The 23219-nt window shown below is 49.4% G+C and carries 16 protein-coding genes; 14 read left to right on the top strand and 2 right to left on the bottom strand.

What is annotated here, in order from left to right; all coding sequences use genetic code 11:
- Positions 1 to 1026: 1026 nt before the first annotated feature.
- The 10 genes from ABD880_RS09585 (at position 1027) to ABD880_RS09630 (ending at position 17239) form a co-directional block, all read left to right on the top strand.
- Entirely contained in the window at positions 1027 to 4236 is a 3210-nt protein-coding gene (locus tag ABD880_RS09585; protein WP_345165103.1) for a T9SS type A sorting domain-containing protein, read from the top strand.
- Positions 4237 to 4366: 130 nt separating this feature from the next.
- Positions 4367 to 5161, top strand: a complete 795-nt coding sequence (locus ABD880_RS09590; RefSeq protein WP_345165106.1) for a polysaccharide biosynthesis/export family protein — start codon at positions 4367 to 4369, stop codon at positions 5159 to 5161.
- 16 nt (positions 5162 to 5177) lie between these two features.
- Positions 5178 to 7487: a GumC family protein gene (locus tag ABD880_RS09595; RefSeq protein ID WP_345165108.1), complete on the top strand. Its 2310-nt coding sequence runs from the start codon at positions 5178 to 5180 to the stop codon at positions 7485 to 7487.
- Between the two features lie 158 nt (positions 7488 to 7645).
- Complete coding sequence (locus tag ABD880_RS09600; RefSeq protein WP_345165111.1) at positions 7646 to 8164, top strand: UpxY family transcription antiterminator; 519 nt, start codon at positions 7646 to 7648, stop codon at positions 8162 to 8164.
- 345 nt (positions 8165 to 8509) lie between these two features.
- The gene (locus ABD880_RS09605) at positions 8510 to 9595 is read left to right on the top strand and encodes an NAD-dependent epimerase (protein ID WP_345165113.1); all 1086 of its coding nucleotides are present in this window, start codon (positions 8510 to 8512) and stop codon (positions 9593 to 9595) included.
- 94 nt (positions 9596 to 9689) lie between these two features.
- Positions 9690 to 12779, top strand: a complete 3090-nt coding sequence (locus tag ABD880_RS09610; RefSeq protein WP_345165116.1) for an oligosaccharide flippase family protein — start codon at positions 9690 to 9692, stop codon at positions 12777 to 12779.
- Positions 12780 to 12942: 163 nt separating this feature from the next.
- Entirely contained in the window at positions 12943 to 13680 is a 738-nt protein-coding gene (locus tag ABD880_RS09615) for a hypothetical protein (RefSeq protein WP_345165118.1), read from the top strand.
- Positions 13681 to 13693: 13 nt separating this feature from the next.
- Entirely contained in the window at positions 13694 to 14992 is a 1299-nt protein-coding gene (locus ABD880_RS09620) for a hypothetical protein (protein ID WP_345165120.1), read from the top strand.
- A gap of 23 nt (positions 14993 to 15015) precedes the next feature.
- Positions 15016 to 16053 (top strand): glycosyltransferase, encoded by a 1038-nt coding sequence (locus tag ABD880_RS09625; protein ID WP_345165122.1) that lies wholly within the window; start codon positions 15016 to 15018, stop codon positions 16051 to 16053.
- Between the two features lie 139 nt (positions 16054 to 16192).
- Positions 16193 to 17239, top strand: coding sequence for a DUF354 domain-containing protein (locus ABD880_RS09630; protein ID WP_345165124.1), 1047 nt, complete (start codon positions 16193 to 16195; stop codon positions 17237 to 17239).
- Positions 17240 to 17327: 88 nt separating this feature from the next.
- On the opposite strand, the gene ABD880_RS09635 is transcribed toward ABD880_RS09630, so the two are convergent.
- Together ABD880_RS09635 and ABD880_RS09640 are read right to left on the bottom strand one after the other, a co-directional pair.
- Entirely contained in the window at positions 17328 to 19652 is a 2325-nt protein-coding gene (locus ABD880_RS09635; protein ID WP_345165126.1) for a penicillin-binding protein 1A, read from the bottom strand.
- 183 nt (positions 19653 to 19835) lie between these two features.
- The gene (locus tag ABD880_RS09640) at positions 19836 to 20804 is read right to left on the bottom strand and encodes an N-acetylmuramoyl-L-alanine amidase (RefSeq protein WP_345165129.1); all 969 of its coding nucleotides are present in this window, start codon (positions 20802 to 20804) and stop codon (positions 19836 to 19838) included.
- A gap of 203 nt (positions 20805 to 21007) precedes the next feature.
- On the opposite strand from ABD880_RS09640, the gene ABD880_RS09645 reads away from it, so the two are divergent.
- The 4 genes from ABD880_RS09645 to ABD880_RS09660 all read left to right on the top strand — a co-directional run bounded on the left by ABD880_RS09645 (position 21008) and on the right by ABD880_RS09660 (position 23086).
- On the top strand, positions 21008 to 21610 hold the full coding sequence (locus ABD880_RS09645; RefSeq protein WP_345165132.1) for a hypothetical protein: 603 nt from the start codon (positions 21008 to 21010) through the stop codon (positions 21608 to 21610).
- A gap of 57 nt (positions 21611 to 21667) precedes the next feature.
- On the top strand, positions 21668 to 22069 hold the full coding sequence (locus ABD880_RS09650; protein ID WP_345165135.1) for a hypothetical protein: 402 nt from the start codon (positions 21668 to 21670) through the stop codon (positions 22067 to 22069).
- 78 nt (positions 22070 to 22147) lie between these two features.
- Positions 22148 to 22657 (top strand): nuclear transport factor 2 family protein, encoded by a 510-nt coding sequence (locus ABD880_RS09655; protein ID WP_345165137.1) that lies wholly within the window; start codon positions 22148 to 22150, stop codon positions 22655 to 22657.
- Positions 22658 to 22816: 159 nt separating this feature from the next.
- Positions 22817 to 23086 carry a beta-sandwich domain-containing protein gene (locus ABD880_RS09660; protein WP_345165140.1) on the top strand — a complete coding sequence of 90 codons (270 nt, stop codon included), beginning with the start codon at positions 22817 to 22819 and terminating at the stop codon, positions 23084 to 23086.
- The last annotated feature ends 133 nt before the right edge of the window (positions 23087 to 23219 follow it).

Here is a 23219-nt window from a genome sequence, read left to right on the forward strand (position 1 = left end):
ACCGATTTCCTGAAATTGTATTTTAACCTCTTTTATTCTTTTAAATTATCTTTCAGAATCTTGTAACCTTCTTATTACCAATTCCGTAGTGGCAAAGTTAGAAACAATTTTAATACATTTTTCAAAGACCACCTTATATTACCACATTGTATTAAATTGTTATAAAAAAACAGCAAAATTCTTTATATTCTCCTATACTTTATTAGATAAATCTAAAACCTAATTTTGTAATAACCTGTATATCAATCAGTTATATAGAATATATAGAATGATTGCTTTTAGGTTTTTATTGGTTTACTCCGGTTTAGGCACCAAGAATAATGCTGATTAGCCTTAAAAGAGAAGATTTAGATTATAGCGGGCATTTGCTTAACCACTGGGTTACTACAATTGCAATTAGCCAATTACAGATTCACAAAACTGATTATCAGATAGTTACCTTACACAAACATCCATTTCTACTTTTGGTAATACAATAAGAGAGTAACTAGAAGGTTTGGTATAGCCTCAGGCTGACTGGTACATCATTTGCGCGCCATCCATTACTAAAGGGTTGTTTACCTATTGATTGACCTTCTTAGATGCGCGCTACGATCCCTCCATCACTGCATTTAAGTAGACCTATATTAAGAATTACTATATTCAGGATTTCAAGAATATCCGTATAAAAACGCAAACCATCCCCTTTGCTCCGCGTATAGATTCTTATATTCTCACTATTCAGTTATTAAAAAAGTGACATACACTACTGAATAAAACAATCACCCAGAACTTGGCTCTTTAGCCGCCCCACTCTCCTCACAGTTGCGTTCATGTGGTGCTATGAACGCCTGAAACAGTACGGAGCACCTGCTTACCATTGCCCCACAGCGCCAACAGGATGTGCACTTATCTGCCCCTGTTGACTTCAAGGAACTGCGAAGAAAGCGTCTATTTTACAATCCAGCTACCCAAAGCTATATTCCTGACTACTCCCATCAGGATGATTCTAGACTAGACCGGTGTTGATTACTAAGTGTTTGTGGTATGAAAAAAAGTCTATCTGTTCTTTTGGCACTCACCGTGCTGTTTGTTTTTAATGCATCCGCCCAAAATACGATCATTCCTTTTGGTGCCAGCTGGCAGTATCTAGACAATGGCTCTGACCAAGGCACCGCCTGGCAGGCTCCTTCTTTCAACAGCAGTTCTTGGAAAACCGGCAACGGCAAGTTTGGCTATGGCATCAGTGACGCCAATACAATCATTGAATATGGCCCCACCACCAGCCCAAAATACATCACCACCTATTTCCTGAAAAGCATTTCTCTCCCAGACCCTGCCACCTTGGGTTCTTTCTCTGCCAATATAAGGTTAGATGACGGCGCCGTCATTTATGTAAATGGCGTAGAGGTACACAGAATCAACATGCCCACCGGGGCAATTGCCTATAATACCTTGTCAGCGCTAAGTTCTAGCGGCGACGGGTCTAAAACGCTTACCTTCAATATTAGCCCCTCAGCCTTTGTGAGCGGCACCAACGTGATTGCAGTAGAGATTCACCAGTCCAAGACCAACACCTCAGACATGGCCTTTGACCTGCAGTTGAACTCCACTCAGTTTGGCCCAGACGGAGACACGGTGGCACCTGCGGTCATGAGTATTACCAGACATTCTCCCTCTAGTGCTACCGTTGAGCCAGGAGCAGTCACCTTTAGAGCTGTTTTTTCTGAAGCAGTGAACGGTGTTTCTGTAGAAGATTTTGCGCCCATGGTCACTGGCTCTGCCGCCGGCACCGTCACGGCCGTTGAATCCCAGGACGGATCAACGTATGACATGACGGTCAATGCCACCGGCGAGGGAACACTAAGGCTAGACTTAAGACCTTCTGACACTGGCATCACAGATCTTTCTGCTAACCCTATTGTTGGAGGATATTCCTCAGGGGAGTATTATACCTTAGACATACCAGAGCCGCCGGCAAATGCATTAGTCACGTTTGGCTCTAGTTGGAAATACCTGGACAATGGTTCTGACCAGGGAACCGCCTGGCGTGCCACCGCTTACAGTGACGGAGCCTGGAAAACCGGCAACGGTAAATTTGGCTACGGCATCACAGATGCCGCCACGCTTATCAATTACGGCCCCAACGCCAAGAACAAATACGTTACCACCTACTTCAGGAAAACCTTAAACATGGCAGACCCTGCTGGTTATGGGGAAATCACGGCCAGCATTAAAATGGATGACGGCGTGGTAGTGTATGTAAACGGCATAGAAGTGTACCGCATGAACATGCCTACGGGAGCCGTCGCGTACAATACCCTGGCAGCCTTAAGCTCTAGCGGTGACGGCACTAAAACACAGACCTTTACCATTAACAATGCAGCCTTTACAAGTGGAACTAACGTCATTGCCGTAGAAGTGCATCAGTCCAAGGCCAACACCTCAGACATGGCCTTTGATCTGCAACTCACCCCCAGCCAAAATGGAGGCTCTGAGCCCCCTGCAGACACCACGCCACCGGCAGTTACCAGCATTACCCGCCACTTGCCTACCGCCTCTACGGTGGCACCGGGCACTTTAACCTTTAGAGTGAGCTTCTCTGAAGCAGTGACAGGCGTTTCTACGGGAGACTTCTCATTGGCCACCAGCGGTACTGCCGCTGGCACCATCAATGCCGTAACTGCGGCTAATTCCTCGCAATATGACGTGGCGGTCAACGCTTCTGGCGCAGGCTCTCTACGGTTAGACCTCAAGTCCTCTGGCACCGGCATCACAGACGCCGCCTCCAACGCCATTGCCTCTGGCTTTACCGCAGGTGAATCTTATACAGTGCAGCCACCTGTAGAAGGCTACGGTTTTACCACGGTGAACAGCCTTACCCCCATGTCCATTTCTGTGAACACGGCAGACAAGCCCCAATCAAAAGTATGGACCTATGCCGGCAAGTTTTGGACAGTCCTGCCTACGGCAGACGGCACTTTCTTATGGAGACTGGATGGCACCACTTGGACCAAGATGTTTCTGGTAGCTTCTGGCTCCCTGGCCAGAACAGATTGCAAAGTAGTTGGCAACGTAGTACACGTGCTCATTTACAGAGGAGACAACAACTCCTATCTCTATTCTCTGGAGTATGATGCGGCCGCCTCTAATTATAAATTCTGGAGCCAGCGCCCTGGCAGAGCCTCCTTTGTATTAGGACCCGACGGCGAGACAGCCACCTTAGACATTGACGGGAACGGCAGAATGTGGATTGCCTATGACACCCCCGGCGAGGTGAACGTGCGTTGGAGCGATAGTCCGTACGCCGTCTGGAGCAATCCTATTGCCATAGAAACAGGCATAGCCGATGATGATATTTGCGGCGTCATTGCCCTGCCTAACCAGAACAAAATAGCAGTGTTCTGGAGCAACCAACGCACAGACTTCTTTGGAATGAGGACCCACAACAACGGTGACGACCCTACCAGTTGGTCTGAAGACGAGAGACCTGCCTCACAATCTGCCTTGAACATAGGCACTGGCTTTGCAGATGATCATATGAACATGGCCCTTGCCAGTGACGGGACTTTATACTGCGCAGTGAAGACCAGCTATGACACTCCCGGCTATACCAAGCTAGCCCTCTTGATACGCAGACCAAATGGCGTTTGGGACAATGCCTATGAAGTGACAGAGTTTGAAGGAACCCGGCCTATAGTACTGCTTAATGAAGCTACAGGAAAAATCAGAGTGGTGTACACCTCGCAAGAGAACGGCGGTGACATCCTGTACAGAGAGTCCCCCATGTCAGCTATTTCATTTGGGGCACCCATTATCTTGCTAAACGGCATGTACAACTATGTCTCCAGCACCAAGGCCAACTTCACCTCAGAGACAGTCATTATTGCCACAGACGTAAGCAGCACCGCCTGGAAGGCCGTGGGATTCTTAGTGACAGATGCCGCCGCCACCGTGGCCAGCAATGTAAACGGCAACGTATTAAAAGTGCAGGGGCAGAAATTATTGAGAGTGCATCCCAACCCTTTCCAGGGAACTGCTAATGTGACCTTTACGCTGCCAGTTGCTGGAGAATATTCCTTGGCGCTCTACAACAGCCGCGGGGAACAAGCCACCGGCATCATTAGCGGCCGTACCGAGGCAAACATTTCTACCACCATAGAATTAAAAGCCAACCACTTACCGTCTGGCATGTATGTTTTAAAACTACAGACGGCGCAAGGCACAGAGACCGTAAAATTAGTGCACGCCAGATGATGAATACCTCCGCTTAGGCGGCCATAGCTACAGATGAACTTACTGAATTCTCTGGCCTTAGGGCCGGAGAACTTCAAACCCAATAAAAGTACGCTTATAGAAACACTTCTAATCCTACCAGACCAACGCTATGATTGTTCCACTAAGAAAACTTCTGTCTTACTTGTTTCTTGTACCATGCTTCTTCTTTTTCTGCTCTTGTGCCAGCACCAAGAAGGTAGTGTACTTCAATAACATTCAAGACAGTGAACTCCCGGCAGGCGTAGAGAACATTGAGCCGCTTATCCAGAAGAATGACCTGTTAAGCATCTCTGTGAGCAGCCTTAACCCAGAAGCCACCAAAATCTTCAACACTCCCAACGTGACAGACTCAGAGGCTCCGGATTTTTCTGGCAGAGCTACTTCTGTCTCGGGGTATTTGGTCAATTCACAGGGCTATATCCAGTTTCCCATCTTAGGCAACATCAAAGCAGTAGGGTTGACCAAAAGACAATTAAAGGACAATCTTACCAAAAGTCTTACAGACCGTAAACTGTTGGTAGACCCCATCATCAACATACGGTACCTCAACTACCGCGTGACGGTCCTGGGCGAAGTAGCCCACCCTACCGTGGTAAATGCCCCCAATGAGAAAATCACCCTGCTTGAAGCCCTGGGCCTGGCCGGTGATTTGACCATCTACGCCAAGCGTAGCAACGTCTTGATTATACGCGAAGTGGACAACAAGAAAGTAATCAAGCGGATTAACCTCAACTCCACAGAGCTGTTTAGCTCCCAGTATTATTACCTACAGCCCAATGACATTGTGTATGTAGAGCCAGACAAAGCCAAAGTAGCCACCGCAAGTCCAGTGAGACAGATACTGCCCCTTATTTTTAGCGGGCTGACTGTAGTAGTAGTTGCCGTTGATCGCTTAACCAGATAAATCAGCTAAGACGTATATGACTGACAATACCACCACCCAGGAAGAAGGTCTGTTTGACTCCTTGGCGCATAAATATGTGCCGTACTGGCCTTTGTTCCTCCTATTGTTCCTACTAGCCATGGCAGGAGCCTGGTCCTATTTGCATTACCTGGCCGTTCCTACCTATGAAACCTCTGCCACCATCATCATCAAAGATGAGAAGAAGGGTGTAGACGAGTCTAGAATGACCCAGTCCATAGATGCCTTCACCTCTAACAACATCGTAGAAAATGAGATAAAGGTGATTCAATCACGCGCCTTGACCAGACAGGTAATTGATGACCTGTACCTGTATGCCCCGTTTTATGAAGAAGACAAGTTCAAGGCCATCCCCGCCTATTCTACCTCTCCCATCAAAGTAAAGCTTAAAATACCAGAGCAAGCCAAAGAAGTAGAAAAGGTGTATTTTACGTTTGACAAGAAGGCCCGGCAGGTAAAGATTGACGGCAAAAAATACGCCTTGAATACCTGGTCAGAGACGCCCTATGGCGAGATGATGTTCCTGCCCAATGACAACCAGACAGACCAGCCATCCTTGCCACTGTACTTCTCCATTGTACACCCCAAGAAAGTAACAGACGGCATCATTGGCAGTTTGTCTATTCAGGCAGAGAACAAATTGTCTACCGCGGTCAATCTTAATTTTACAGACGCCTCTCCGGCCCGGGGTGAGGACATCCTCAACAAGCTGATTGAAGAATACAACCAGGTGGCCATTGACAAACGCAATGATTTGGCCGCTAAGACGCTAGACTATGTCAACAACCGCATCTTACTGGTAGGCAAAGAACTCAAAGAACTTGAAAACCAGATGGTCCAGTACAAGTCCAGCCGCGGCGTGGTAGACTTAAGCGAGCAAGGCAAAATGTACCTAAGCAACGTAGGCGAAAGCGACCGCAATCTGTCTGACATCAACCTCCAGTTGGCCATTCTGAGCGAGGTGGAACAATACGTGATGCTCAAAAGCAATTCGGCGGGCATGGCGCCCTCTACTTTGGGCATCAAAGACCCAGGCTTAACCCAGCTTCTTCAGAAACTATATGATTCTGAGATGGAGTACCAGCGCCTTAAAGGCACCACGGCAGAAAACAACCCTATGCTTTTGGCGGTGGTGAGTGAGATAGACCAGATACGCCCTAGCATCCTGGACAACATCCGTAGCCAGCGGTCTGCCTTACAGGCCAGCAGAGCCAGCATGGCCTCTAACAGCAGTCGGTACAATTCGCAGCTTTCCACCATTCCGCGCAAAGAAAGAGAGCTTTTGGAGATTAGCCGGCAACAAGCCACTAAGAACGATGCTTACAACTTCCTGCTTCAGAAACGCGAGGAAACCGTATTATCTTATGCGCCCACAGATGAGGACACCCGCATTGTAGACATGGCCGAGTCCTCTTTGTACCCAGTGGCCCCCAAGTCTTTGTACATCTACCTGATAGCCGCTGTGCTTTCTTGCGTGATGGGCGTGGTGCTCATTTCTGGCCGGGAGATGATGAATGGCAAGCTGTTGTTCTTGTCAGAGATCCTGTCTAATACAGACATACCCGTAGTGGCAGAACTGCAGTACACCAAGACCAAGGACAAGCTTCACCAAAGACCCACAGACGGCTTTGTAATTGAGGAGTTCAGGCACATGCGGGCCACCATTGGCTTGTTTGGACGCACCTTTGTCAAGAAGAAAATCATGATCACCTCCAGCATTGCCGGCGAGGGCAAGACCTATGTGAGCACCAACCTGGCGCACAGCCTGGCCTCCTCGGGCAGAAAAGTGGCCTTATTGGATTTTGACCTGCGCAACCCCTCCACCACGCGCCTGTTTAACCTAACCAATTACAAGGGCATCACAGAATACCTCATGGAAGACATTGAGCCGTACCAGATCATCAACACTACAGAGTCTGAGAACCTGTATGTGGTACCGGCCGGAGTGTTTGTAGGGGACAGCACAGAACTCTTGCTCAACGGTAAACTGGAAGACCTCTTCGCTTACCTGGAAAATGAGTTTGACTATATCCTGGTAGACACCGCCCCGGCAGACATCATCTCTGGTGCCTCTGTCCTCACTGAGTTCTGCAACATGACCTTGCTCATCATGCGCCATGGATACACGCCAAAAGCCCTGGTAAAACGACTGCCTAAAAACAACAAGTTCAAGTTCATGAACAACATGGCCATAGTGTTCAACGGCGTAAAACCAAGAGGCTTGTTCAAGGGCCACCATGGCATAGAGTACGGCTATGGGTATGAGCTTAACTATGGCAACAATGCCTACCTGGCCAAGAACACTTAATTGAAAAATAGACAGCCAAAATGCTGTCAAACACGTTAATACATGAGCCCCACTACGCAAAGCACTTCTCTTTCATAAAGCAAGAAGGACTTCTACGTCGGCACCTTTCCTGGCCTCCCCCGGCACCTATTTGTCTGATTCTTATACACGTCAAACCAATGGATTGTAACTGGTATATCCTCTGCACAAAACCTAAACTAGAGAGAAAAGTAGCGCAGAGCTTAAGGGAGCTTCATATCCAGAACTATTGCCCTATCAACAAACGGGTTCAGAAATGGGGGAAACGACAAGAGACCATCTATGAGCCGCTGTTTGGCTCTTATGTATTTGTTAAAGCCTCTAAGGCGCAGCTTTCTACCGTTAGCCTCTTGCCCGGGGTGGTACAACTGGTGCACAATACCAGAGGGTTCATCATTGCGCCAGACAGTGAAGTAAAGAGCCTCAAAGAGTTTATGAAGGCTCACCAAAACGTTAGGTTTGCCAACACAAAGCAGAACGCTCTACAGGCGTTACAACTGGCACAAGCATATCTGGTAGACGTAGAAGGAACGGTCATCCCTACCAAAACGCAGTTGACCAAGGTCTTGCTTCCTGCGCTGGGGGTGCTGTTGTATGCCCAGGAAATCAAGAAAAGTACTTCCAGAACCAAGACCAAGGTGGGTTCTGTCAATAGATAAAAACAAGTTCAAAAATAGACGCCCTCCCTTTCACGGCACCCTTTCTGTGAAAGCAAACTGGTAGGCTAGCCCTACATCCTGTCTTGCCCGCGGAACGCTGTCTGGTTATTGGGGTCAAACCCAAAGGCCACGTGGCTCTCGTTATTGCACTGCCTTACACACCTCATCTTTCCTGCGCCGCTCTTACCGGTCAAAGCCTTCATGCGCTTTTAACCAAAGGTCGTTTTTAGCTTGTTTTCTTGAAAACAGGCCAAAAACAAAGACATGCGCCCAGTGCCCATGGCACGCACTAAACAGGAAAGCCTTGAGCAGCATCCTTCTTGAGTACTCCTAACTACCGCAGACATGAAGATATTAGTGACAGGAACCGCCGGTTTTGTTGGATTCCATTTAGCCGAAAAGCTCCTCTCTAGAGGAGATGAGGTAGTGGGCATAGACAACATCAATGACTACTATGACACCAAGCTCAAATTTGACCGCCTCACAGAGAGCGGCATCTGCGAAGGGCTGGTTCAATGGTACAAAGAGGTGAAAAGTTTTAAGTATCCCAACTACCGGTTCATAAGGATGAACCTAGAAGACAAAAACGCCTTGCTGTCTCTATGCGCCAAGGAGAAGTTTGACGTAATCGTGCATCTGGCCGCGCAGGCGGGCGTGCGCTACTCCATCACCAACCCAGACGCCTACGCGCAGTCCAACCTAGTTAGTTTCTTAAATGTTCTGGAGGCCAGCCGCCACAATAAGATCAAGCACCTGGTCTATGCCAGTTCTTCTAGCGTGTACGGCCTCAACGGTAAAATGCCTTTCTCTGTGAAGGACTGCGTGGACCACCCCGTGTCTCTGTATGCGGCCAGCAAAAAAGCCAATGAGCTCATGGCCCATACCTACAGCCACCTGTACAGAATACCCACATCAGGCCTAAGATTTTTTACGGTGTATGGCCCCTGGGGCAGACCAGACATGGCCTACTTCTCCTTCACAGACGCCATTCTCAGAGACAAACCCATCAAGGTGTTTAACTACGGCCAGATGAAGCGGGACTTTACTTACATAGATGACATCACCGCCGGCATGGTCAACGTGATAGACAAGCCCGCCGAGCCGCTAGCCGACTGGGACGGCGCCTGCCCAGACCCTTCCAGATCAACGGCGCCGTACTGCATCTACAACATTGGCAACAACAACCCGGTGCAGCTCATGGACTTTATCCAGGAAATTGAAGCCAATATGGGCAAAAAGGCAATTCTTGAGATGCAGGGCATGCAACCCGGTGACGTGGTTTCTACCTGGGCCAACGTGGATGACCTCATAGAGCACTTCAACTACAAACCAGACACTACCATCCAGGAGGGCCTCAAGAAATTCACAGATTGGTACAAAGCCTATTACGCTTTAGAGATTTCAACCCCGGCCAAAGCCGAGGCCGCTTAAATATCACTTCTACTCACAATTCCACAGCAAGTCTTAGACACCTGACAGTTCTAGACTTTATACTTCTAACACTGAGCATTTTTCTCACACTAATATGGCGCATGATAAGAAACTTACTGAACGTACCTTTTCAGGCTTCCTGTACCTTATCACCGGCAGTGGCCTGCAGATTGTTTTAAAGATTGGCGTGCTGGCCGTTTTGGCCAGATTGGTAAGCCCTAAAGAATTTGGAGTGGTGGGGCTGGCCTTGATCATTGTAGAGTTCTCCAAGATGTTCACCCAGTTGGGGGTGGGCCCGGCCATTGTACAACGGCCAGAACTAGAAGAACGGCACTTGCGCACAGGGTTCACGCTCTCCATCATGATGGGCGTGTTCTTCTCGGGGTTTCTATTACTAGGGGCCCCGGCAGTGGCCAGCTTTTTTAAGATGGAAGGCCTCACGCCGGTGTTACGAGCCATTTCCCTGGTGTTCTTGGTAGACTCCTTCACCTTGATTGGGCAGGCCCTGTTGCAGCGCACCATGCAGTTTAAGACCAGCGCCATCATTGAGTTGACCTCTTATGCCATAGGCTACGGCGCAGTGGGCATTGTCTTAGGGAAAATGGGCTGGGGTGTCTGGGCCTTGGTGGTGGCACACATTTGCCAGGCGGTTCTGCATTCATTGTTGCTCCTGAAGCTACAGCCGTTCCCCAAGCGACTGGGATTTGACAAAGAGGCCTTTAAAGAGTTGATCTACTTTGGGGGAGGCATGACCATGGGCCGCATTGGCAACTTTCTGGCTACCCAGGGAGACAACCTGGTGATTGGCCGCATGCTGGGCCCGGTGGCCTTGGGCATCTACGGCAGAGCCTACCAGTTCATGGTGATGCCAGCCAGCCTCTTCGGGAATGCTTTGGACAAGGCGCTGTTTCCTGCCATGGCCAAGGTGCAGGAAGACAAGCAGAAGATTGGCAAGGCCTTCTTGACGGGCGTGAGCATGATTGCCCTTTTGGCCATGCCCTTGAGCGCCGTGCTGGTGTTGCTGGCCCCAGAGATAGTATTGACCTTGCTGGGCAAGAAATGGACAGATGTAATCCTGCCCTTCCAGATTCTGGCCTGCAGTCTCTTGTTTAGAATGAGTTACAAACTGAGCGACACCCTGGCCAGGGCTACCGGTGCCGTGTACAAAAGAGCCTGGCGCCAGATCATCTATGCCGGGCTGGTGTTTGCCGGCGCGTTTATTGGGTCTTTTTGGGGCCTGTACGGCGTGGCCATAGGGGTGGCGGTAGCCTTAACGGTCAATTTCTTCATGATGGCCCAGCTAAGCACCCAGCTAGCCGCCATCACGTGGACCAGCCTTTTAAAGGTGCATTGGCCCGGGCTATTCCTGATGACGTCCATTGGCGCGGCCTGTTTCCTGCTGGTGACGGCTTGCCGAAGCTTTGGGCTGTCATCACCGGTCATCTTGGTAGTAGTGGGTATTGGGTTGCTGGCGCAACTCTACCTCACCTTAAAGCTTTTCCATAAGCACATCATCCATGAAGACCTAAAAGACCTGTTCCATCATTTGATTGCTAAAAAATTTAAGAAGGCGAAAGACGATAAAAAGAAAAAGAAAGCAGCAGAACAACTCCTTCAACCTATTCAAAACCCTACCCTTATGTTGACTCCAGCGCACCAGAATCCCACTACAGACGGCCAGCCACCTGCTTCTCCCTTAGCCACTGTGCAAACGCTCCTGGAGGGCCTGCACCACCAGAACATCCTGTACTGCCACTGGAAAAGCAATGAGCACCTGGACGCCTCCATGACCGGCGACACAGACCTGGACGTATTGTTCCACCATGAGCAGAAGGACCAACTGGAGGCACTGCTAGCCCAACTTGGCTTCAAGAACTTCAAGTCCATCAAAGAAAAGCAGTACAAAGACATAGAGGACTACATAGCCTTGGACGACGCCTCTGGCAAGGTCATTCACCTGCACGCGCATTTCAAGCTGACCATGGGCGAAACCTACCTGAAGGGCTACCAACTCAACATTGAGAAAGAGATCCTAGACACCCGGGTGTATGATGAGACCTTCGGGATTTACCGGTCAGACCCGGCCATAGAATTGATTCTGCTTTATATAAGAGAAGCGCTCAAGCTCAGAAACCGTGATATTCTCATGATGGGCCTACTGGGCAAAACCCAGTATTCTGAGAACGTACTAAAAGAATACAGATGGCTGAAGGCCAGAACCACGCCAGTGCAGGTAGAAGCGTTTCTGGCGGCTATGTTCAAAGAGTACGGCGCCATGCTGCAGATCATGAATGGCGGTTTTACCAAGAAACAGCTCTTTAAACTGTCTTTTCTGGTAAGAAAAGAGTTTGAGTCTGCCCGGCTCTATTCTCCGCTCACAGCGTCTCTGGTGCGTTGGTACAGAGAAGTGACCGTCAAAGTGTCCAGAAAAACGGCGCAGCTGTTCAACCGCCCCATCATCAGCCAGAGAATCAATCCGCGCGGGGGCATGGTCATAGCCGTGATTGGCGCTGACGGTTCTGGCAAGTCTACCGTGACGGCTAATCTAAGAGACACGTTTCAGAAAAAGCTGGACGTGTACCGTATCTACTACGGCCGCGGCGACGGTAAAATCTCCTGGCCTAGAAAAGTCCTGCTTCAACTGAAAAGCGTGTTACACCAGGCACCCAGGAAAAACGTCAACGGTAAAAAAATCGCCCTAGCTACGCCGCGCAAGAAAGGCGCCTTAGCAGAGGTGTACAGATGCATCAACGCCCTGATAGTGGCCAATGAGAAGCGGAGAAACCTGCAACTTATGCAAGAGGCCAAACAGAAAGGCATGCTCATTATTTGTGACCGCTACCCTCAGAACCAGATCATGGGCTTTAACGACGGACCTCTCTTGCACCACCTGGCCAATTCCAAGAACCCACTCTTTAGGATGATGTCTAAACTGGAGTCTAGAATTTATGCCAGGGCAGAAAACACCCCACCAGACGTCATCTTTAAGCTAATAGCAGAGGCCAACGTAGTAGAGGCCCGCAAACCCGGCGAAACGCTGTTAGAAACCCTGGAAGCCAAGATTTCTGGGTTCAAGAGCCTCCAGTTTAAAGACACCTGCAAAGTGATCACCGTAGACGCCACCCAACCGCTAGCCCAGGTGCTCTCTACCGTCAAGAAAGAAATATGGCAAGCGTATCATTAAACCAGACAAGCATGCAAAGACCATAACAAGCAAATTAAGCAACACGTCACCCTGCCGTTTTTGGGCTGTTTTCTGGAAAACAGCCCAAAAACGGCAGAACGCCCCAACCACCGGTCATTGAGAGTCAGTGTCCCCAATGTAGTAGACAGGCAAACCGTGCAGAATGATGGAGGTACAACAAGAGACAGAGCAGAAAGTAGTACAAGTAAACCCGCGCCGTTCTACCCAAAAAGCAGAAATTATTGAGTTTGTAGGCCCTCCGGGGGCAGGCAAAACCTCTAATTGCTACTGCTATACCGCTATGCTCCGCAATCTGGGCTACCAAGTCCTTACGCTAAAAGACATCAAGAACCACTTAAACAGCATCAGCAAGACTAAGCGGGTCAAGCTCATGGCCAAGACTTTGTTTCTGCACCTGCCCAAGGTGGTTTCTTATTCGTTCACGTTGTTCTTAAACAGAATCTTCAGCCTAAACTCCATTACCCGGTACCTGAGAATTGCGGTGTTTGACACCACCCTGCACCAGATGCTTGCCCACAAGAAGTATGATTTTGTGCTGCTGGAGCAATGGATGATACAAGAGTTATGGTCGGCTACCATTTTTAAGCTGCGGTCTTATGGCAAGATAGAAAAGCAGCTGCACCGCTACTACCTCAAGACAGACAAGCTGCTCTATTTTGACATTGACATGGAAACCGCTTCTGTGCGCATCACCAACAGGACCAGCAACCTGAGCCGCTTTGACCGCATGGATCCCAAACGGAGGGTGCGCAAGCTTAAGCAATACAATGCCTACCTCTTTAACCTGTATAAATATGCCCACGGCCCAGAAAAACACGTGATCTCTACCAAAAACAGCCCACAAGAGAACGCCAATCATTTTCTGCAACACCTTACCTAAGACCTACCAGACCATGGCCCTATTCCTGCTCTGCGCCCTCCTGATTGCCAGCTTCTTTTACAGCACCAAGGTGTTTGTGTACGCCTTGATGGTCTTCTTTGTGCTGTTTGACATGCTGGACGGCTTCTACAAGGACGACAAGATTTATGCGGCGGTGCGGTACCTGGTACCGCTTATCCTCATGGGCATCTACCTTGCCCGCTACAACGCCCTCAAGAAATCTGACACCCTGCTGTTTTACCTCATCTGCTACCTGGTAGTATTGTGGCTGGTGAACGCCGGTGACCTTATCATCACCTCCAGAGTGACCATGGCGGTCTTGATCACCCTGCTCATGATTCCCATTGGCAAGCACGTGGCCACGCGGGCAGATTTTATCCAGGAATTTGAACCCTACAACCGGGCCCTGCTCATTCTGTTGCCCGTGTACATTGTGCTGGCCAATAAGTTCGGGTTTGGTGAGTCTTATACAGAGGAGTTCTCTACGGGCTTTTTGATCACGTCTAGAATGTACATAGTGCCCATAGTGGTGTTTCTGGCCATGCATTATGTCATCACCAACAAGAACAGGACCTTTTTGATCAAGGCCACAGACGCCACGTTCATCTTGCTGAACATCTGCATTCTGCTCATCAATACCAGAAGGACGGCCATTGGCATGTTGTTTCTGGCCATAGCCGTGTATGCCTTCTTTAACCGGCAGATGCTGCTAAAGATGGTAGCGCTGTTCTTTGTCCTGGTGGTCTCTCTTATTGTGTCTTATCCATTGTATGAAGCCCGGCTCACGGCGCAACTAGAGAAGCGGGACAGAATCCAGGACTTAGACACGTATGAGGAAGAAGGCCGCGTGCTGGAGACCATGTACATCCTGGACTACCACCAAGAGAAGAAACAACCGCTGCAACTGTTCTTCGGGGTGAAGCTCTTTGACACCCGGGAGTTTGGCGTCAAGTACTTTGGCCGCGACCGGCCCATTCACAGTGACCTGAACATGCTGCTGTACAGCACCGGATTGGTAGGCGTGTTGTTGTTTGCGGTGTTTCTCTTCCATTATTTCATCAGAAACAACCACATCATCTCCCCTAGCCATAAAACCTTGTATTACCCCTTGCTGGTCATGTTGCTGGTGGTGATTCTGCCGGGGCGGTTTATTGGCACGCTTACCTTCGCGCCGTTTCTGCTCATGCTCTTGACTACCATCAAGCACCGCAAAGCAACGACCAAACCAGAGCTGTCCACCATCACCATTGAGGAGAATGCTAATCCCTTGCTTGCCTTACAATCCACCATAAACCCAAATGTAACTCATTGACCACCTCCTAAATCAACAGACCTATGAAAGTACTTTTTGTGTGCTCCGGAAACAGTAAAAACTTTGAGGTAGTACCTTTCATTAAAGAACAGGGAGATTCTTTGGTAAGGCGGGGCATAGAAGTAGACTACTATCCCATAGTGGGCAAAGGCCTGGCTGGGTATCTAAAGGCGGGCCTGCAGTTGAGAAAGCACCTGCAGACCAAACAGTATGATCTCATTCATGCCCACTTCACTCTCTCGGGGTGGTCTGCCGTGCTGGGTGCCAGAAAGACGCCAGTGATCCTATCCTTGATGGGCAGTGACGCCTACGGCGAATATATTGGCGTGAACAAGATAAAATTTAGTAGCCGGTACTTCACGCTACTCACGTATCTAATTCAGCCGTTCACCAAGGTGCTCATCTCCAAGTCTGCTAACATTGAGAAGTACGTCTTCATGAAGGACAAATCCTACATAGTGCCCAACGGCATCAACAAAGAAAAATTCAAGCCGTCTACAGAAGACCATAGAACCGAGCTGGGATTGCCGCTAGACAAAAAGCTGGTGCTGTTTCTGGGCAACAAGACCAACATCAGAAAGAACTACCCGTTGGCCAAACAGGCCGTGGACAGCCTCAACCGGCCGGATGTAGAGTTGATCAATCCGTTCCCGGTCACGCATGACCAGATTCCTAAATACTTGAATGCGGTGGACGTGCTGGTAGTCCCTTCTCTGATGGAGGGTTCGCCTAACGTCATCAAGGAGGCCATGGCCTGCAACTGCCCCATTGTATCCACAGACATGGGTGATGCCAAATGGGTGCTAGGCGATACGCCCGGTTGTTATGCCACTTCCTTTGACCCGGCAGACTTCGCCCAGAAATTGAAACTCTCTCTTGATTTTGCCGAAAAACATGGCAGAACCAACGGCGCCCAACGTATTAAAAACCTGGGACTGGACGCCGACACCGTTGCCAACAGAATTGTGGACATTTACAAAGTGGCCGTCAACCAGACAGACAAACCCGTCACGCCGGCGCCCTTTGCGCCGCTAGAAGTACAACACGTAGGCATTACCTAAACCAGAGCTGCTGGTGTACGCACTGCCGTTCACTGCCTCTCTCTCCAAAAATCTCTTCCACTAGCGTTAAGTCCCTACTTCTACCGCTACTCGTCCTTTCTGGCTCCTGCATTATCTTCCACCATCCTATTGCAAGTGTATGAAAATACTGATAGACATCAACCACCCTGCGCATGTGCACTACTTCAGAAACTTTTACAAGATCATGACGCAGAAGAACCATGAGATTTTGTTTGTATCCAGAAACAAAGAGATTGAGCACAACCTGCTGCAGCTCTATGACATCCCGTACATTAATCGCGGCAAGGGGCAGAACGGCAAGATTGGCAAGTTCCTGTACCTGCTCTACGCAGACCTTAAGATCTGGCAGATAGCCCAGAAGTTCAAGCCAGACGTGTTTCTCAACTTCCTGCATCCCTACCCGTCACAGGTGGCCAAGTTCATGAACAAAACCACGCTGGTCTTCAGTGACTCTGAGCACGCCAAACTACACCACAAGCTAACCGTACCCTATGCCACCAAAATCTTTACTCCCTCTTGTTACACCATTGATCTGGGCCAGAAACAGCACCGCTTCAAAAGCTACATGGAGCTGGCCTACCTGCACCCTAACTACTACAAACCAGACCCATCCATCCTGGACATTTTGGGCGTTGCCCCAGAAGAGAAGTTTGTGATAGTGCGGTTTGTGTCTTGGGCGGCGGCGCATGATTTTGGGCACAACGGCATGAGCCTAGAGAACAAGCGCAAGGCCGTGCAGGAGCTCTCCAAGCACGCCCGCGTGTTTATCTCCTCAGAAGGTGAGCTGCCCGAAGACCTGGAATCGCTCAGAATCAAGATTCCGTTCCACAAGATGCATGACGCGCTGTACTACTGCTCGCTGCTATTTGGTGAAAGCGGCACCATGGCCTCAGAAGCCGCCGTGTTAGGCACACCGGCCATCTTTGTGAACAGCAACCGACTGGGATACATTGATGAGCAAGGCGAGAAATACGGTTTGGCCTCTTACTTCACAGAAAGCCCCGAGGACCAGGCCAAAGCCATTGAGCGGGGACTGGAAATCATCCAGGACACCACCGGCAAGACCAAGTACAGTTCATTAAGAGAAAAACTACTGGCAGATTGCATTGACACCACTGAGTTCATGGTGAACGAAGTCCTGAAGTACGAGACCTCTAAAAACTAATCCTATCCAACGCAACGGTCCCGTTTTTAGCCTGATTTCTGGAAATCAGGCTAAAAACGGGACCGTTCTTTGTCATCAGGTACGTTTCTTAGAATTGCGCCGAGATGCTGTCGTTGAGTTGCTGTAACAGGGAGTCTACGGCCAAGGAGTCTACTACCTTTGGTTTGCGTGGCACTACAGTCACACAATTGTAAGGCTTGCGTATCTTCACGGCTGGCTTAGGGAAAGGTCCCAGCTTAATGCCCAGCGTTGGGTCTTGGTACACCTTCTCCATGAACCGGCCAAAGATAGGAAGAGCGGTCTTGGAGCCTTCTCCCATAGCCGAGGTCCTGAAGTGAATGCTCCTGTCCTCACCGCCTACCCAAACACCGGTCACCAGGTCTTTGGTTACGCCCATGTACCAGCCGTCTGAGTGGTTATTGGTAGTCCCGGTTTTACCAGCTACCTGGTTGCCCTTCTTCCAGAGCTCGTATTCCCAAAGGGCTTGTGATGTTCCGCCGGGTTCTTCCATGGTACCTTTGAGCATGTGTACCATCAAGAAAGCGGTCTCTTCACTAATCACGCGCTTCTGTTGCGGGTTGAACTGCTCAATGAGGTTGCCGTTGCGGTCTTCAATCTTCAAGACCAGAATGGGCTTGTTCAAGAAGCCGTTGTTGATGAAAGTGCTGTACGCATTGACCATCTCATACACGCTCACATCACTAGAACCCAAACCAATAGACGGCACGGCCTCTAAGGGACTGGTAATGCCTAGCTTGCGGGCAAACTTGCGCACGGTCTCCCAGCCAATGGCCTCTGTTAACTGCGCCGTTACGGTATTGATGGAACGGCCCATGGCATGACGCAAACTCATCTGTCTGCCAGAGATGGAATAATCTGCATTGTGCGGCGTCCATTCCATGTTCTTGCCGTCCTCTACGTATTTTATGGTCACGCGCTGGTCTTGGATCTTGTCACACGGCGAGTACCCTTGGTCAATGGCGGCGGCATACACAAACGGTTTGAACGTAGACCCCGGCTGACGGCGCGCCTGTTTCACGTGGTCATACTTAAAGTTCTCATAATCAATACCCCCCACCCAGGCCTTAATGTGCCCGGTGTACGGGTCCATGGTCATCATGCCGGCGTGCAGAAAACGCTTGTAGTACCGCAGTGAGTCCATGGAACTCAAAGTGGTGTCCTTCATGCCCTTCCAGGTAAAGACCTGCATTTTCTTGGGCGTGTTCAAGTCGCGGTTAATGGCCGCGGTGTCATTTCCGTGCTTAGTCTTTAAAGACTGGTAGACGGCCGTGCGCTTGATGGAATTCTCAATGAAGTTAGGAATCTCTTTGTCCTTGTCATCTACCCACGGGTTGCGTTTGGCCCAGTGGCTTTCAAAGCGGCGCTGCAGGTTCTTCATCTTCTCGCGCAAAGCCTCCTCTGCCAGGCGCTGCATTCTGGAGTCAATGGTAAGGTAAATCTTAAGACCCTCAGAATAAAAGTCCAGGCCTTTCTCTTCTGACCACTTGCGCACAAACTCGTTCACGGCCTGGCGGTAATAGGCTGGCACGCCGTCCAGGTGCTCTTCTACGTGGTACTTTAGACTGATAGGAACCTGCGCCAGCGAGTCTGCCTGCGTTTTGGGAATGACTTTGTTCTTAGCCATCTGCTCCAGCACCACGTTGCGGCGGGCCAAAGCGTTCTTCGGGTTGAAACGGGGATTGTAGGTAGTGGGGGCTTTTAGAACGCCTACCAACATGGCGGCTTCCTCGGGCTTGAGCTTGTCTGGGGTGGTACTGAAAAACGTATTGGCGGCCACTTTTATCCCGAAGGCGTTGCTTCCAAAGTCCACGGTGTTCAGGTACATGCCCAGAATCTCTTCCTTGGTGTAGCGCTGTTCCAGTTTAATGGCGGTGTTCCACTCCTTGGTCTTGGCAATGAGCGTGGCCACGCCGGGTATATGCCCCAGCACGCCTTTGGTATTCTTGGTACGGGTCTTGTAAAGGTTCTTGGCTAGCTGTTGCGTGATGGTAGAGGCCCCGCGGGTAGAGCCGCTCAAGTTGTCTCTGATGGCCGCCATCAAACCTACCGGGTCAATGCCTTGGTGCTTATAAAAACGTTCGTCCTCTGTGGCAATGAGGGCCTGGCCCATGATGGGGGCAATGCTGTCAAAGGGAACGGGGTCGCGGTTTTCTCTGAAATAGCGGCCTACCATGACGCCGTCTGCGGTGTAAATTTGCGAAGGCACGTTGCTGCGCGGGTTCTCCAGCTCATCCAGCCCCGGGCTTTCCCCGAAGAGGTACAGGAAGTTGACGTCAACGGCCACAAAGTACAGCACCACAAATACCACGCCCGCGCCAAACCCCATCCACAGGTTTCTAATCCATTTATTGTACTTGGAACGCGGTTGTATCTTCTTCTTTTTTTCTGACATGCGGTAACGGCGCAGAGGGGAACTACGAATTCAAAAACGCACAAAGTTACAGGAAAGTGTTGGCTTTCCAGAGGTTGCCCAGCCGTTTCCGGGTTGTTTACTGGAAAATAGGCCAAAAACGGCTTTTAGCTCACCCAATTGGTCTGCTAAAACTTGCGTGCTTCTCCCCTTTCAGGCGGCTGCTTACAAGTCCAGATACTTCCTGTACAAATAGTAGAGCACCTTTTTGTCACGGTCTGTAAGCACGGCGCTCACATCGTTTTGGATAAAGTGCAACTTAAACGCCCTGATGGCCGCCGGTAGGTCTTTGGTGTCATAGCCTATGATTTTTAAGGCATCCCTGGGGTTAAACGAGGTGGGCACCAGGTAGGCAGAATCTATTTGAGTGGTATTGGTGGTGGGCAGTACGTCTGGCTTCTGGGGAGTGATTAAAACAATTGCCAGGGAAGAATCCTGTGCCAGCGTGTCTCTCACTAGTTGGTCCTGTAAAATCAGTTTCTCCACCTCGGCCTCATCATACCATATCCCATAACCGGCCTCAGCTAGGCGTTTCCAGGGGAAGATGCGGCTTGGGTCATTTTTGCGGGTGGGCGCAATATCTGAATGACCTATGAAGTTCTCTGCCGGGATCTTGTGAGTTTTCTTGAGGATGGCCAAGACCTGCATCAGGCTTTTGATTTGTTCCTCCTGGAAAGGTTCTGTGCCGTTGTTGTCCAGCTCAATGCCAATAGAGGACGAATTAATATCAGTGTTATTGCCCCAGCGGCCGCTGCCGCCGTGCCAGGCGCGCAGGTAATCATTGAGCATGTGGTAGACCTTGCCATCGCGGCCAATCACGTAATGCGCGCTTACCTGCGTTCTGGGCAGAGTGAAGGTTTTGAGCGTCTGCGCAGTAGAGTCCTGGGCGGTGTGGTGGATGACCACGTAATTGGGCTTGCGCATGTTAAAGTTGGTAGTACCCACCCAGTAGTCGCCTTGCTTCAGGGAATCTTCGCCGGGATTGGTGACGGGCGTGACGCGCAAGGATTTGGCGAGCGCCTTTACTTGTCTCTTATAGGATTTGTTAGCGGCGGCGTACGGGTGTTGAGTACAGGCAGACGCTGTGACCGCCAAAAGGCAGAACAGCAACAGACGGTGAAGGTGTTGTTTCATAGCGGAGGTTCAAAGGCCAAAGATGAAAAGCAACCGCCAGTTCTCATAGCTACTGCATGAAAGAACGCCGGTGATTTTCTTCAAAGCCTATACGGTAACTGCTTCGCTTTTGGCCTGTTTTCTGGAAATCAGGCCAAAAACGGAACCGGCTTGTGAAGCATGAGCAGAGTTAGTACCTTGTCTTTTCTAGCTTCTTTTACCGCATGGATGAGTTACCACCAATTCAGATAGAGCACGAGTTTGAACCGGTTCCAGCCCTGTTCCAGTCCATGGGTACGGGCCAGCCGTTCCAGACCTGCCTGACCTGTGACAGTCCCCTGCGCGCAGACGGCACCGGCTATCTGGTGGAGAAATCCATCAAAAACTACCAAGAGGCCAACCTCCTAGACGTCATTTTTGAGTACGCCATGTGTCTTACCTGTGCCCAGAAACTGCGCGAAGAACTTTCTGTAGACTCCAAGACCCGCATTGAAGCGTTCTTTGCCCAGCACGTGAACTTAGTAGCGCGCCGCGAAGCCTTACTCAGCCTGCCAAATCCCCTACATCTGGACAACTGGCTTTCTCATTGCCTAGTCACCGGCAAACCCCGCGAAGCCTGCACCGAATATCAAATCTTTGCGCAATGCGACGGACCTGATTTAGTCTACGGCTACCTACCCTACATGATAAGCGACGAGGCGCTGGAGCAAATGCAGGAACTCATCTCGCCGCACACCCGCCAAATCCTGGATGACTTCATGGACACGCACTTCGGCCTTCCGCCAGAACTAAGGGCTTTGTTGCATGACAAGCTAGTATTGATTTAACTAGTTGGTAATTGGAGTCCGGCTGAAATCAAACGCAACCACCAAATACTTTTTAAAGTGATTGAAAAACTAAGCAAATATAGACTTATAGGTATTGCTGCATTATTACTCACCGCCGCTTTACTAATTGAATCTCCGTTTGCTTATCTCCATTATCAAGAGCCTCCGTATTCTACTTATTTTTTAATCATCCTTATTAATACAATTCTATATCTATTACCTGTCAAAAAATTTATTACCGCTGAAAAAATAATATACAGCTTCTTTATAGTTTGCTTTTCAACACTTGGAGGGATGCTATTCACCCATGCAACATTGGGAGGCATTTATGGATATGATGAGTATTATGTCTTATTAGAGTCCCCCGATTTATTGGAGAGCATTGTATTTTATTTTACTTCGATATTTATTAGCCTTGGCACTTTCTCTATTATCTTAAAGTATAAATCAAATTATTAGTAATAAATGTAGTTGGTTGCCATTTCTAACTCATGTAAAAGCACTAACTCTTAACTCATAACTTTTAACTAACACAAGATGCATCACTTCTTCCTTCTTCTCTCTATGGCAGTGCTCAGCTTGACGGCTTCTGCCCAGACTAAAAAAGCGACACCCGCTAGCCAGGATGCCAAAGCCGTAGAGGCGGCGGTGGTTAAGTTCTTTGACGGCATGCGCCAAAGCGACAGCACCTTGTCTAAATCAGTGCTGGCGCCGGGTGCCAGGTTGCAGTCTGTCATGAAGGACAAAAACGGCGTGGTACAACTGCGCGAGACGCCCATGAATAAATTCATTGAAATGGTGGGCCAGAAGCACGACAAGATGCTGGACGAAGGCATCTGGAACGTGAAGGTGCACATTGACGGCGACTTCGCGACGCTTTGGTGTGACTATGCCTTATACGTGGGCGATACGTTCAGCCATTGCGGCGTAGACGCCTTTCAATTATACCGCGCGCAAGACGGTTGGAAAATCTTCTCCATCACAGACACCCGCCGCAAAGAAGGATGTGACATGAAAGCCGCCCAGTCTTCCAGAGTTAAGAAGTAGCCGTTGATCACGTTGTCATATGCTTACCATGGTTTTCACTCGCTTTTTAGGAGGCCTTGTCTTGCATTTTTATTTTGTGCTCTTCTTATCTGTGGTTGCAGCCCTAAAACCACTAGCTGGACGAATGGCAATTTATTAAAAGTTAAGATGGTGGGAGTCATGGACACTACCACTGCTTATGTTACTGGAAAAGTCTCAGACCTTGATTACAACCTAGGGCTAAAAGGAGCCCACGTGGCGTTTAAAAATGAGCAATACTCCTTTAACACCATTTGCAAGGGAGACGGGATATTCACGTTTGGCCACATTCCTTCAGGAACCTACATTCTCACAAGCACCTTCATAGGATTTTACAGTTTAAAAGATACCGTTACCGTTAAGCCAGGTGATGTAGTCAAGCTAAAAATCAAGCTTGGCACTGACTACTAAAAGCGTTGTTTTGCTGTTGGCTTCTGAACAGTCTGGTTAAACCTCAGGTTTGAAAATCCTTTCAAGAAAGACCTAATAGATTTCGTAAGCTTTCTACCGCCATTTGTTCAATAAACAGATGACGTTTTTTTGC

Origin of the sequence: Nibribacter koreensis (assembly GCF_039541795.1) — a bacterium.
GTDB lineage: Bacteria > Bacteroidota > Bacteroidia > Cytophagales > Hymenobacteraceae > Nibribacter > Nibribacter koreensis.